A 13,692-nucleotide genomic window follows, 5' to 3' on the forward strand; every position below is an offset into this window, starting at 1 on the left:
TGTAATTAAAAATTATTCAAATACCTCTTATTCAATATGACAACAACCAGACATTGCAAATTACTCATTCTCGGATCCGGCCCAGCCGGCTATACAGCAGCCATTTATGCTGCACGGGCGAATCTCAATCCGGTGCTGATTACCGGGATGGCGCAAGGTGGGCAACTCACGACGACGACGGATGTGGATAACTGGCCGGCGGATGTTGCCGGGGTGCAGGGTCCAGAGTTGATGGAGCGCTTTCTGAAGCATGCTGAGCGTTTTCAGACTGAAATCATATTTGATCATATCCATACCGCCAAATTGTCAGGAAAGTCGTTTGAACTGACAGGCGACCAAGGAACCTACACCTGTGATGCACTGATTATTGCGACAGGCGCTTCGGCGAAATATCTCGGGCTGCCTTCAGAGGAAGCTTTTATGGGGAAAGGGGTTTCAGCCTGTGCAACTTGTGATGGGTTTTTCTATAAAAATCAGGATGTGGCTGTCATTGGGGGAGGGAATACCGCAGTAGAGGAAGCGTTGTATCTTTCTAATATTGCTCGTAAGGTAACTGTGGTACATCGTCGTGACAAGTTCCGTTCAGAAAAAATTCTGATCGACAAATTGATGGAAAAGGTACAAAGCGGCAAGATTGAGCTAGCGCTTGATCACGTTCTGGAAGAGGTGAAGGGTGATGACAGTGGCGTTACCGGAGTTCGCATTCGTCATGTCCGGGACGATACGGCACGTGATCTTGATTTGCAGGGTGTGTTCATCGCTATCGGGCATCATCCCAATACTGATCTATTCCAGGGACAGCTGGAAATGAAAAATGGCTACATTATTACGCAAGGTGGGAACGAGGGTAATGCAACAGCGACCAGTATCCCGGGTGTATTCGCGGCTGGTGACGTGCAGGATCATATTTATCGCCAGGCGGTTACCAGTGCCGGCAGTGGCTGTATGGCTGCTCTGGATGCGGAAAGATATCTTGAAAAATCCAGCTGAGTGCCATGAATTTTCTGTCCGCATATTTACGTATAGAGAAGGATAACCCGTCATCCAGTCAGGAGACTATCCATGATGCTGCTGCCTTGTTCCGCGAGGCTATGCAGGGAGTTAAACCGCTTGCCAAGACTGGGAGGAAAGTGATGCTTTCTCAATCAAAACGCCGGCTGTTTATTCAACCTCATGTACCAATCCTGCCTTGTGTTGACCATGACTTGCCCGGCGGTCATCAGCAAGAGATAGGAGAGGGTGATGAATGGTCGTTTGCCCGTCCTGGTCTGCAGCGATATACCTTGCGCAAGCTACGGCGTGGATATTGGTCTATTCAGGATGAACTTGATCTGCATGGATTAAATCGGGATGAGGCGTATCGGGTATTGATAACATTTCTGGAGGCTGTTATTTTGCAGGGATATCGCTGTGTACGTGTTATTCATGGCAGAGGACTCAGTTCAAAGAACCGCAGACCGGTACTAAAAATTCTGACAGGCAACTGGCTGATGCGCCATGATGATGTGCTCGCTTTTTGCCAGGCGCTGCCTGAACATGGGGGAAGTGGCGCTGTACTGGTTCTTTTGAGAAATGCGGATAAGTCACCCTGAAAATTGCAGTTGATCGTTTATCTGTTTCTGGAAGCCTGGAAATAACTCTGCCGCTTCGTCGCCCTTTGCCCGACATGCATCCAACATACAGAAATTTTTTACCTGTTTTTATAAAGTATTGAACCCTCCCCGAGCCTTGTATCGAACGATTCACAAATGGCTATCATCGTTTTTCTACATGCAGGAGTGATATTGAGAAACAGGTGAATTCCAAATGTGGTGCAGTCAAGGGCGCGTGCCACGGTATCAAACTGGGCAATCTGACTACTTTGCTGGATAACAAGGAAATTGCTTTGGAAGGTGGAATGTACGATGTGGATACAGGGATAGTTACGTTTTATGACAAGTAATCATCTTTAAGACGTAACTATCCCCCATTAGTTAGAAACTGCTTTTGTAATAATGATTTTAGAATCCCAATTTTGCCAGCAGATCATTAACCTGTGCCTGGTTGACGTAAACATCTTCTTGTTTTTTGGGTTAATTTCCGGGCCGTTTAATAGATTGTTACTCGGTTTGGTTGCTATTTCTTTGCTGGCCGGAGTATCTCCCAACAATTGTTGAGTTTCCCCTCTCAATTGTTTCAATTGTTTGCAAGATTCTCTGGACAAACTGGCCTGTCAGATCATGAAAGTTTTGTGCTGCCAGAATTTCTGTCAGATAGATTTGTGTGGCAGCCGTTTGATCCGGAACTTCATTCAGAAAATCAAGAGTCTGCTTGAGTGCACGATGTATAACAGGTTCGTTTGCTATGGTGGTTACGGTTTCTTCAGGTATCTGCTTCTATAATTTATGTAAACTTTCGGCGTTTGCAGACAGATTCTCAAGGATGGGCTTGGCATCCTCTACCGCGAACGGAGTAGATTTGGCAGATTGAGTTGTTTTGCTAATAATGTAATTTGTTGCAAACGCTGATCATGTCCAAGCTCGGCCAATCAACTGTATATCACTCTCGTAACCCATTTCAGATGATCTACAATTTTTTCATTAGTATCCAAGCTGCTGTTCATTTTTTGGCAATACCTATTGACTAATCAATAAAAACTCCAGGTTTACGCATGTACCGCCATATTCTGAAGAATTTTGTTCAGTTTCTCGTCGAGTGTGGCTGCAGTAAAAGGTTTGGCGATATACCTGCTTGCGCCGGCTTGAGCCGCGACAATAATGTTTTCTTTCTTGGCTTCGGCGGTGATCATTAGCACGGGGATGTCTTTCAATGCATCATCCGCACGGACATTTTGTAACATGGCTAATCCATCCATATTGGGTATGTTCCAGTCGGAAACAACAAAATCAAAACCACCATCGCGAAGTTTTTAGATAGTGTAGTCATGAGATTAAAAATTTGAGATTCTTTTAAAAAACAAAAGGATTTCATATGACACAATCACATCGCAGACATGATATTTCGGATAAGGTATGGACATTGCTGGAGGGTCATTTACCGGGGCGCGAAGGAGTATAGGGAGAGGTGGCTGCAGATAATCGTCGATTTTCAATGCTGTTTTCTGGATATAAGAACAGGCGCTCCATGGAGGGATTTACCGCCGGACTACGGAGGCTGGAGCAACACCCATCGCTGCTTTATTCGCTGGCGTGATAAGGGTATCTGGGAAAAGTTGCTGGAAATTCTGATTGATGACCCAGATTATGAATAGCTGATGATTGATGCCAGCCACTGCAAGGTTCACCCCCATGCCAGTGGAGCCAGAGGTGGTAATCAGGATATGAGTCGGACAAAAGGAAGCTCAACACCAAAATATATCTGGCTGTGGATGCGCATGGTATGCCGATCAGAATCCTTGTCACGCAAGATGCCACTGCTGATTGCACGCAAGCTGGCCACCTGATGAAGGAATCGATGTCGATTATCTATTGGCTGATTACGGTTATGACAGTAATGTTCATTATTGAACAGGCGAAAAAACAGAAGATGAACGTTGTTATTTCACCAAAAAAATAGGAAAATGCAAAGATCATTATGATAATGAATTGTATAAACTGAGGTATCTCTTTGAAAATACTTTCCTTCATCTAAAAAGATGGCGTGGTATTGCTACACGATATGCTAAAAATACCTCTTCCTTTCTTACTGCCGTGCAAATCAGGTGTATCGCTCTTGGGGCAAATATCTTGTGACTACACTGCCCGGGTAAAGCATAATTTTTTCTTATGTTCTAAATAAGAATTTCAAATTTTCATTATCCTTTGACTGCCTTTAGGATGGCATTGCCGATGCGAATGGATGGATAGGGTTCGCCTCGGTTCAGAAACGGGCGTCCAGTGCAATCCGGAAGAGCGGGTCCACATCTTGACGCATTTCTCTTTCCCTTTATCGAGGACATATCTGTCGTGAACGATTGGGTCGCGTTTTGTCTAGTGGCTTTGCCGGCCCTGCCGGTTCTTTCTGCCGTCGTCGCACCGTTGCTGTCTCGCTCCGCCAAGCATCTGGCGGCGCGGATCAGCACAGGTTTCATGGGATTGACTCTGCTGCTGGCGCTGGCCCTCTTGATTGCGGTACTGCAAATGCCGGCTGAACAGGTCCTGGTGTTGCGCGCCGGGCCGCTGGCCTTAATCCTTGATCACTTAGCCGTAGTCATGGCGATACTGGTCTCGGGCATTAGTTTGATCGTGCATATGTACGCGGTGCAGTATATGGCTGACGAGCCCAGCTATGCGCGGTTCTTCGCGTTGCTGGATCTGATGACGGCGAACATTTTGCTGCTGGTGTGCGCATCCGACTTGCTCACGCTGGTCATGTCCTGGTTCCTGGTGGGGGTGCTACTGTACTTCCTGCTGGGACACGACACCACGCGCGCGGCCAGCGGACGCTATGCGTTCTGGACTTTCATCACCTATCGCGCCGGCGACCTGCCTTTGCTCGGTGCGGCTCTTGTGCTTGGACACGCTTACGGCACGATGCAGTTGTCCGAACTGTTCGCGCGCATCGCGGCCAATCCCGACGTGACAGTCGCCGGCTGGCCGGCGACAAGCACTGCAGCGATGCTGGTGGCGTTGGCTGCGTTTGCGCGTTCCGCGCAGTTTCCGCTGCATTCCTGGTTGCCGTACACAATGGAGGGGCCAACCCCGGTGTCGGCACTGATGCATGCTGGTATCGTCAACGCCGGCGGCTTTTTGCTCAACCGTTTTGCCCCCTTGTTCGTACACACGTCGGACGTGCTGCACGTGGTGTTCACGGTTGGATTGTTGACCGCGCTGATTGGATCGGCACTGATGCTCACGCAAAACGATATCAAGAAATCGCTGGGTTACTCAACGATGGGTCAGATGGGTTTCATGGTGATGGAGTGCGGGCTCGGAGCGTTTTCGCTCGCAGTGTACCATCTTGTTGCCCACGGTCTGTTCAAGGCTACGCTGTTTCTCGGGTCGGGTGGTGTGATCAGCGATGCGCGCCGCAACGATGGCGTGCCTCCTGACGATATCTACACCTCGGTAGTCGAACGTAAGCCGTTGCGCTTGGTGCGCCTGCCCTGGTTGGTCGCATTGGCAGTGACAGTGCTAGTTCCGGCCTTCGTGCTCGGCTTTTCGCATCTGCTGGTGGCAGCTGATTTCGTGCATAAGCAAGGGGCGGTCATTCTGCTGTTTTTCGGCTGGATCACGGGTGCCCAGGTCTTTTTCTCGATTCACCGTTTGTCTACCGAGAATCCATGGCGGTTGATGGGAATGATCTTCCTGTCGTTTGTCATCGTCGTTGTGGGTTATACGATAATAGGGCATCTGTTCGAGCAGTTCCTCTATCCCGACGCAACTCTGGTAAATGCGATATATGCCGCAGCAGGAGTCGATCTGATTGTTTTCGATATCATCGTGGTGGTGCTGACCTTGATCTTGGTGGCAGCATGGCTCGTCATTTTGTACGCTGACTCATCGAATATGGGTGGACGTTCGAGGGTCAGGAATATCGTTTACCTCAATCTTTACGCTTTGTTCTCGCGCGAGTTCTACGTGGTTGATGTGTTTGCGCGTCTGGGGCGCATGCTACAAGACGGCTCCAAGCGCGTGAACGTATGGCTGCGCTGGGTTTGATTCATGGAGACGACACCGATGATGATCTCACTGATGGCATTGTTGGCAGTTTTTTTTCTGCCACTATTCCCGTTTAGCATGGTTTTCAACACCGTATTGCGTGCGGTGCGCTTGGTGTGGTTGCGCGCAGCCTTGCTGCTGATTTGGCCGCAAATCGGCGTGTGGCTGATTTCCGGAGCCAGCATGCATCTTTCACAGGCATGGACATCTGCCGTGCTTGCGTGGGCAACCGGCACATCTCTTTTCTACGCTTGGCGTATGCTGTCGACTCGCGATCTCGACATCTGGATCGGATTTTATGCGAGCTCGGCCTGGGCGCTGGCTTGGATCGGCGTCATTGGCGGGGCCGGCGCAATAGAGCTGAGCGCGGTAATGGCATGCCTATCTGTGACCGTGCTGGCGCTAGCTCTGGTCAGTCATTGCTTGTGCAACCGCTGGGGTGATGCCTACGTCGGCCTGCGGCCGGGCTTGGCGCGGGCGATGCCGCGTCTGGGTGCGGCAACCACGCTCTCAGTTCTCGCCGCCCTCGGCGCGCCGGTATTTCCTGTATTTTTCGCGATGATCTATTTGTTGAGCCTGAGTAATGCTGCGACCGTTGTCAGTGTTCTCATCGTTTGGCTGCTGTGGAGTTGGGCGGGAGCGCAGATATGGCAGGGATTTCTGTTTGGAGTGCCGCACGCTGAATATGTTTTCAAATCTGCAGTGCACGACATCCCGGTATTCTGGACTGTTCTGGCCGCGTTGCTGGCCGTGGCCGTGATTGTGGCCGCTTCTCTTTGGAGCATGACATGGTTGATGCATTGAACTTAGGCAAGATCTTGCGCGTGCATGCCACGGTCTATGTGGCTGCCGAGCCTGTACCGTTGTTCTGGCCGATGCGCACATTTATTTACAATAATCCCCTGCATGGGCTGGAAGGCTTGCCGTTCACAGAGGCGGTTCAGGCTGCGCGCGGGCTTTTCCATGCCCGCGTGTACCTTCCACGCACTACCTATCAGCATTATCTGCGCGAAGGCAAGGGCGATGTGCGCATGCTCGACGCGATTACCGCGCAGTTCGCGCAGACCGCACCCAGTATCGATGGCATCGACTGGCAGCGCTGGCTGAGCGCGGTGCGCAAAGCGCCGACCGACGCCTCGCCCTATGTGCCGCATGCCTCAGCCGAAGACGTCGCTGCAGTGCTGGCTGGCCAGGCTATCCCAAATGACGGCGCCATCGCAGCCGGTCTGGATGCTGCGATGCTTGCCGATCTGCCTCCTTGGCGGCCGCTGACCGAGTGTATCGATTCGCTGTGGGGAACCAATCTTGCTGCTGAGCTTGACGAGCTGGTGGTCAAAAGCTGTTTGGATTTTTTCGACGAAGATCAGTCATCGTGGCGCATGCCCGGTCGGAAGCAGGGTTTTTACGCTGCCTGGGCTGATGTTGCTCGGCGCAACGGCCGCATGTTTTTGCGCGGGTTGGCGATCAAGCGTATCCTCGATCAGGCGCCACGTGCAGATGCCGCGATTGTTCACGTCATGCAATCGTTAGGCATTGCCGAAGAGCATTGGCAAGCGTATTTTTCGCGCGAACTGTTACGGCTGCATGGTTGGGCCGGCTTTATCCGCTGGCGCTCGGGAGCCGAGCATTATCATTGGGGACGCAAGCACCCGGCCGATCTGGTCGATTTCCTTGCCGTGCGCTTGGTATTCGCGCTGGCGCTGATCGAGGAAAGCGCGCGGCATCGCAAAACACCCGCGAACCGACCTGCGTTCGACGCCTTTTTGCGCGAGCAGCGCGACTGTGCCCTATTGCGCTACGCGTTGCACGCAGGAGAGCTTTTACCTGGGTGGGCCCAACGTATCGATGATGCGCTGGAGCGATCCAGCGGGAATCGCATAGCTCGACTGGCCGAGGACTACGCGAAAGAATGGCGACGCGTACATGCGCAGCGGCAGGGCCAGATACTGCAAAAAATCGCGATGGAGGCTGGAACACCGGTGCAGACGCTGGCCGCGCTCGGAGCGCAGGGCGCCGCCGAAGTCCTTGAGGTGCTGCAGCGCTTTGCCGTGCAGGAAGGGTCGATGTGGCTGCGTGCACTTGAAGCGCGCGCCATCGACCATCTGCTGAGCCAGATCGTGACCCCGGACGAGCCGGCGGTGCCGAAGCGCGCTTTTGCACAGGCGCTGTTTTGCATTGATGCGCGTTCTGAGCGACTGCGGCGCAATCTGGAGAACGTCGGAGATTTCCTGACGTTCGGCATTGTTGGGTTCTTTGGCGTTCCCGTGGGCTTTTTGGGTTACGGCAAAGGAAGTGAAACCCATTTGTGTCCGGCGATAGTCACGCCAAAAAATCTCGTGCTCGAGATTTCCGCTGCAATCGACTTCGACGAAGAGGATTTTGTCTCGACCCTTGGCCATGTGCTGCACGATCTGAAGAGTTCGGTGATCTCTCCCTTTGTCACGGTTGAGGCCATTGGCGCGCTGTTCGGCTTCGATTTGATTGGCAAGACCATGGCGCCGTTGGCCTATCACCGTTGGCGCAGCCGGCTGGATGCACCGCATCCGTTCACCCATTTGCTGCTGGACAAGCTCAGCCGCGAACAAGCGGACTCCATTGTGCGTGCTCTGCAGAGAGCGATGATCGTCAATGCTTTGCGTATTGAGCTGGGCATCGAGCGGGAGCGCGTCAACGACGACATGATTCGCGAGCTGCGCGAAACGGCGCTGGGCCATTGCAGCGGCACCACGATACTGGTGCGCGAGTTTGGTCTTTCCTTGGAACGCGAAGCGCGATTCATCGAGCAAGTGCGCGAGGTTTACCGTGTCAATTCGTCATATGCGAATTACCAGATGCTGCGTTTGGGGCGGATTGGTTTTTCGCTCGACGAGCAGGTCAACTATGTCTGGACTGCGCTGACTTCGATTGGCCTGACCCGCAATTTCTCGCGTTTCGTGTTGCTCATCGGACACGGCAGCCATTCGGAAAACAATCCCTACGAATCGGCGCTCGATTGCGGCGCCTGCGGCGGCAGCAACGGGCTGGTCAGCGCCAGGGTGCTGGCGCAAATGGCCAATAAAGCCGAAGTACGGGCGAAACTTCGGACCATTGGGGTAGATATTCCCGCCGACACCTGGTTCGTTCCCGGGCTGCACACGACTACCACCGATACCGTTGAGTTATGCAATCTGGAGCTTTTGCCGCCGCGGTTACTGGTGTATCTGGAGCGTTTGCGGAACGGTCTGTATGCAGCGTCGCGGCTTTCTGCAGCCGAACGCGTTCCGACGCTGCTGCCGCAAGCAAAAACCTTGAAACCGGCTCAGGCTCATCGCATAGTACGTGTCATGTCGCACGACTGGTCGCAGGTGCGACCTGAGTGGGGATTGTCGGGCAATCTGTATTTCGTCGTGGGACGACGCGGTTTAACGCAGAAGGCCAATTTGCATGGACGTTCCTTTCTGCAATCCTATGACTGGCAGCTCGATCCCAAGGGACGCCTGCTGGAAAATATTCTTGCCGGCCCGGTGGTAGTGGGGCAGTGGATCAATATGGAGCACTACTTCTCCACCGTCGACAACACTCATTTTGGCAGCGGCAGCAAGGTTTATCACAACGTTGCCGGGCGCTTTGGCGTGATGACCGGCAATCTGTCCGATCTGCGCACCGGGCTGCCGGCGCAGACTGTGATGCGCCATGGTCAGCCTTATCACGAGCCCCTGCGCCTGATCGTGATGATTGAAGCGCCGCTGGACTTCGCGCGCCGCGCCATCGAGGCCGTAGCCAAGGTCAAGAGTCTGGTGCAGGGGCAATGGGTCCGTACCATTATCCTCGATCCGACGCAGGATATGCAGGCCTATGTTTTCGACGATGGCGAGTGGCAAGTACATTTCGTATCCGCATCCCAATCGACATACACCGAGGAGGTCGTCACAGCATGAGCACGTTCAAACTCTCTCCCCTGAAAAAACTAGAAATCATCCTCGCAGGCGAGCATCGCGAATTCGCTACCAGCTTGCTTGATCGCGCTGACGTAAAAGGTTACACCATTGTTGGCAATCTTTCGGGCAAGGGTAGCCAAGGTTTTTACGGAGGACACTTGATGTTCAACGAGGACGATGCGCTGATCATGATCATCGTCGCGGTGTCACCGAATCTTGTCGATGCATTGCTCGAAGGCTTTCAGCCGTTTTTCGAGGCTCATTCCGGAGTGATTTTCGTAAGCGATATCCAGGTTGGCCGTCCGGTCAAGTTCATGGCCTGAATTAGAATGTGTTAAGCACTTTGTCCAAGAGTTAGTTACTCTATTGAGATGATCAAACGTAAGCCCTATCCGACAGATGTATCAGATGAAGAATGGAACTTTGCCGTATAATCGGAAAGTGTGCGACGTTGAGCGCGATTTGCTGGGCCTGAGTAATGCTGCGACCGTTGTCAGCGTTCTCATCGTTTGGCTACTGTAGAGTTGGATGGGAGCGCAGATATGGCAGGGATTTCTGTTTGGAGTGCCGCACGCTGAATATGTTTTCAAATCTGCAGTGCACGACATCCCGGTATTCTGGACTGTTCTGGCCGCGTTGCTGGCCGTGGCCGTGATTGTGGCCGCTTCTCTTTGGAGCATGACATAGTTGATGCATTGAACTTAGGCAAGATCTTGCGCGTGCATGCCACGGTCTATGTGGCTGCCGAGCCTGTACCGTTGTTCTGGCCGATGCGCACATTTATTCACAACAATCCCCTGCATGGGCTGGAAGGCTTGCCGTTCACAGAGGCGGTTCAGGCTGCGCGCGGGCTTTTCCATGCCCGCGTGTACCTTCCACGCACTACCTATCAGCATTATCTGCGCGAAGGCAAGGGCGATGTGCGCATGCTCGACGCGATTACCGCGCAGTTCGCGCAGACCGCACCCAGTATCGATGGCATCGACTGGCAGCGCTGGCTGAGCGCGGTGCGCAAAGCGCCGACCGACGCCTCGCCCTATGTGCCGCATGCCTCAGCCGAAGACGTCGCTGCAGTGCTGGCTGGCCAGGCTATCCCAAATGACGGCGCCATCGCAGCCGGTCTGGATGCTGCGATGCTTGCCGATCTGCCTCCTTGGCGGCCGCTGACCGAGTGTATCGATTCGCTGTGGGGAACCAATCTTGCTGCTGAGCTTGACGAGCTGGTGGTCAAAAGCTGTTTGGATTTTTTCGACGAAGATCAGTCATCGTGGCGCATGCCCGGTCGGAAGCAGGGTTTTTACGCTGCCTGGGCTGATGTTGCTCGGCGCAACGGCCGCATGTTTTTGCGCGGGTTGGCGATCAAGCGTATCCTCGATCAGGCGCCACGTGCAGATGCCGCGATTGTTCACGTCATGCAATCGTTAGGCATTGCCGAAGAGCATTGGCAAGCGTATTTTTCGCGCGAACTGTTACGGCTGCATGGTTGGGCCGGCTTTATCCGCTGGCGCTCGGGAGCCGAGCATTATCATTGGGGACGCAAGCACCCGGCCGATCTGGTCGATTTCCTTGCCGTGCGCTTGGTATTCGCGCTGGCGCTGATCGAGGAAAGCGCGCGGCATCGCAAAACACCCGCGAACCGACCTGCGTTCGACGCCTTTTTGCGCGAGCAGCGCGACTGTGCCCTATTGCGCTACGCGTTGCACGCAGGAGAGCTTTTACCTGGGTGGGCCCAACGTATCGATGATGCGCTGGAGCGATCCAGCGGGAATCGCATAGCTCGACTGGCCGAGGACTACGCGAAAGAATGGCGACGCGTACATGCGCAGCGGCAGGGCCAGATACTGCAAAAAATCGCGATGGAGGCTGGAACACCGGTGCAGACGCTGGCCGCGCTCGGAGCGCAGGGCGCCGCCGAAGTCCTTGAGGTGCTGCAGCGCTTTGCCGTGCAGGAAGGGTCGATGTGGCTGCGTGCACTTGAAGCGCGCGCCATCGACCATCTGCTGAGCCAGATCGTGACCCCGGACGAGCCGGCGGTGCCGAAGCGCGCTTTTGCACAGGCGCTGTTTTGCATTGATGCGCGTTCTGAGCGACTGCGGCGCAATCTGGAGAACGTCGGAGATTTCCTGACGTTCGGCATTGTTGGGTTCTTTGGCGTTCCCGTGGGCTTTTTGGGTTACGGCAAAGGAAGTGAAACCCATTTGTGTCCGGCGATAGTCACGCCAAAAAATCTCGTGCTCGAGATTTCCGCTGCAATCGACTTCGACGAAGAGGATTTTGTCTCGACCCTTGGCCATGTGCTGCACGATCTGAAGAGTTCGGTGATCTCTCCCTTTGTCACGGTTGAGGCCATTGGCGCGCTGTTCGGCTTCGATTTGATTGGCAAGACCATGGCGCCGTTGGCCTATCACCGTTGGCGCAGCCGGCTGGATGCACCGCATCCGTTCACCCATTTGCTGCTGGACAAGCTCAGCCGCGAACAAGCGGACTCCATTGTGCGTGCTCTGCAGAGAGCGATGATCGTCAATGCTTTGCGTATTGAGCTGGGCATCGAGCGGGAGCGCGTCAACGACGACATGATTCGCGAGCTGCGCGAAACGGCGCTGGGCCATTGCAGCGGCACCACGATACTGGTGCGCGAGTTTGGTCTTTCCTTGGAACGCGAAGCGCGATTCATCGAGCAAGTGCGCGAGGTTTACCGTGTCAATTCGTCATATGCGAATTACCAGATGCTGCGTTTGGGGCGGATTGGTTTTTCGCTCGACGAGCAGGTCAACTATGTCTGGACTGCGCTGACTTCGATTGGCCTGACCCGCAATTTCTCGCGTTTCGTGTTGCTCATCGGACACGGCAGCCATTCGGAAAACAATCCCTACGAATCGGCGCTCGATTGCGGCGCCTGCGGCGGCAGCAACGGGCTGGTCAGCGCCAGGGTGCTGGCGCAAATGGCCAATAAAGCCGAAGTACGGGCGAAACTTCGGACCATTGGGGTAGATATTCCCGCCGACACCTGGTTCGTTCCCGGGCTGCACACGACTACCACCGATACCGTTGAGTTATGCAATCTGGAGCTTTTGCCGCCGCGGTTACTGGTGTATCTGGAGCGTTTGCGGAACGGTCTGTATGCAGCGTCGCGGCTTTCTGCAGCCGAACGCGTTCCGACGCTGCTGCCGCAAGCAAAAACCTTGAAACCGGCTCAGGCTCATCGCATAGTACGTGTCATGTCGCACGACTGGTCGCAGGTGCGACCTGAGTGGGGATTGTCGGGCAATCTGTATTTCGTCGTGGGACGACGCGGTTTAACGCAGAAGGCCAATTTGCATGGACGTTCCTTTCTGCAATCCTATGACTGGCAGCTCGATCCCAAGGGACGCCTGCTGGAAAATATTCTTGCCGGCCCGGTGGTAGTGGGGCAGTGGATCAATATGGAGCACTACTTCTCCACCGTCGACAACACTCATTTTGGCAGCGGCAGCAAGGTTTATCACAACGTTGCCGGGCGCTTTGGCGTGATGACCGGCAATCTGTCCGATCTGCGCACCGGGCTGCCGGCGCAGACTGTGATGCGCCATGGTCAGCCTTATCACGAGCCCCTGCGCCTGATCGTGATGATTGAAGCGCCGCTGGACTTCGCGCGCCGCGCCATCGAGGCCGTAGCCAAGGTCAAGAGTCTGGTGCAGGGGCAATGGGTCCGTACCATTATCCTCGATCCGACGCAGGATATGCAGGCCTATGTTTTCGACGATGGCGAGTGGCAAGTACATTTCGTATCCGCATCCCAATCGACATACACCGAGGAGGTCGTCACAGCATGAGCACGTTCAAACTCTCTCCCCTGAAAAAACTAGAAATCATCCTCGCAGGCGAGCATCGCGAATTCGCTACCAGCTTGCTTGATCGCGCTGACGTAAAAGGTTACACCATTGTTGGCAATCTTTCGGGCAAGGGTAGCCAAGGTTTTTACGGAGGACACTTGATGTTCAACGAGGACGATGCGCTGATCATGATCATCGTCGCGGTGTCACCGAATCTTGTCGATGCATTGCTCGAAGGCTTTCAGCCGTTTTTCGAGGCTCATTCCGGAGTGATTTTCGTAAGCGATATCCAGGTTGGCCGTCCGGTCAAGTTCATGGCCTGAA

General features: G+C 53.9%; 11 protein-coding genes and 2 pseudogenes. 11 read left to right on the forward strand and 2 right to left on the reverse strand.

What is annotated here, in order from left to right:
- Positions 1-36 precede the first annotated feature (36 nt).
- The 3 genes from trxB (at position 37) to ACZ5EJ_RS03455 (ending at position 1,942) form a co-directional block, all read left to right on the forward strand.
- Positions 37-990 (forward strand): thioredoxin-disulfide reductase, encoded by a 954-nt coding sequence (trxB, locus tag ACZ5EJ_RS03445; RefSeq protein ID WP_011633886.1) that lies wholly within the window; start codon positions 37-39, stop codon positions 988-990.
- Positions 991-995: 5 nt separating this feature from the next.
- The gene (locus tag ACZ5EJ_RS03450) at positions 996-1,592 is read left to right on the forward strand and encodes a Smr/MutS family protein (RefSeq protein WP_256328246.1); all 597 of its coding nucleotides are present in this window, start codon (positions 996-998) and stop codon (positions 1,590-1,592) included.
- Between the two features lie 203 nt (positions 1,593-1,795).
- Complete coding sequence (locus ACZ5EJ_RS03455; RefSeq protein ID WP_011633888.1) at positions 1,796-1,942, forward strand: hypothetical protein; 147 nt, start codon at positions 1,796-1,798, stop codon at positions 1,940-1,942.
- A 157-nt stretch (positions 1,943-2,099) separates the two neighbouring features.
- On the opposite strand, the gene ACZ5EJ_RS03460 is transcribed toward ACZ5EJ_RS03455, so the two are convergent.
- Positions 2,100-2,369, reverse strand: coding sequence for a protein phosphatase CheZ (locus ACZ5EJ_RS03460; protein ID WP_464557707.1), 270 nt, complete (start codon positions 2,367-2,369; stop codon positions 2,100-2,102).
- Positions 2,370-2,644: 275 nt separating this feature from the next.
- Positions 2,645-2,908, reverse strand: a pseudogene (locus ACZ5EJ_RS03465) (response regulator); the annotation flags it as partial.
- Between the two features lie 62 nt (positions 2,909-2,970).
- Between ACZ5EJ_RS03465 and ACZ5EJ_RS03470 the strand changes: the two are divergent.
- The 8 genes and pseudogenes from ACZ5EJ_RS03470 (at position 2,971) to ACZ5EJ_RS03505 (ending at position 13,691) form a co-directional block, all read left to right on the forward strand.
- A pseudogene (locus tag ACZ5EJ_RS03470) lies at positions 2,971-3,731 on the forward strand (IS5 family transposase).
- A 213-nt stretch (positions 3,732-3,944) separates the two neighbouring features.
- Positions 3,945-5,639, forward strand: coding sequence for an NADH-quinone oxidoreductase subunit 5 family protein (locus ACZ5EJ_RS03475; RefSeq protein ID WP_074455569.1), 1,695 nt, complete (start codon positions 3,945-3,947; stop codon positions 5,637-5,639).
- 3 nt (positions 5,640-5,642) lie between these two features.
- Complete coding sequence (locus ACZ5EJ_RS03480) at positions 5,643-6,443, forward strand: hypothetical protein (protein WP_143000368.1); 801 nt, start codon at positions 5,643-5,645, stop codon at positions 6,441-6,443.
- Positions 6,428-9,556: a DUF2309 domain-containing protein gene (locus ACZ5EJ_RS03485; protein WP_107818335.1), complete on the forward strand. Its 3,129-nt coding sequence runs from the start codon at positions 6,428-6,430 to the stop codon at positions 9,554-9,556. The genes ACZ5EJ_RS03480 and ACZ5EJ_RS03485 overlap by 16 nt, the downstream gene beginning before the upstream one ends.
- Positions 9,553-9,879 (forward strand): P-II family nitrogen regulator, encoded by a 327-nt coding sequence (locus tag ACZ5EJ_RS03490; protein WP_011633894.1) that lies wholly within the window; start codon positions 9,553-9,555, stop codon positions 9,877-9,879. The genes ACZ5EJ_RS03485 and ACZ5EJ_RS03490 overlap by 4 nt, the downstream gene beginning before the upstream one ends.
- Positions 9,880-10,084: 205 nt before the next feature.
- The gene (locus tag ACZ5EJ_RS03495; protein ID WP_176752568.1) at positions 10,085-10,243 is read left to right on the forward strand and encodes a hypothetical protein; all 159 of its coding nucleotides are present in this window, start codon (positions 10,085-10,087) and stop codon (positions 10,241-10,243) included.
- Positions 10,244-10,275: 32 nt separating this feature from the next.
- Positions 10,276-13,368: a DUF2309 domain-containing protein gene (locus ACZ5EJ_RS03500; RefSeq protein ID WP_464557491.1), complete on the forward strand. Its 3,093-nt coding sequence runs from the start codon at positions 10,276-10,278 to the stop codon at positions 13,366-13,368.
- The gene (locus ACZ5EJ_RS03505) at positions 13,365-13,691 is read left to right on the forward strand and encodes a P-II family nitrogen regulator (protein ID WP_011633894.1); all 327 of its coding nucleotides are present in this window, start codon (positions 13,365-13,367) and stop codon (positions 13,689-13,691) included. Before ACZ5EJ_RS03500 ends, ACZ5EJ_RS03505 begins: the two co-directional genes overlap by 4 nt.
- Position 13,692: the final 1 nt, after the last annotated feature.

This window comes from Nitrosomonas sp. TNE100, assembly GCF_055387135.1.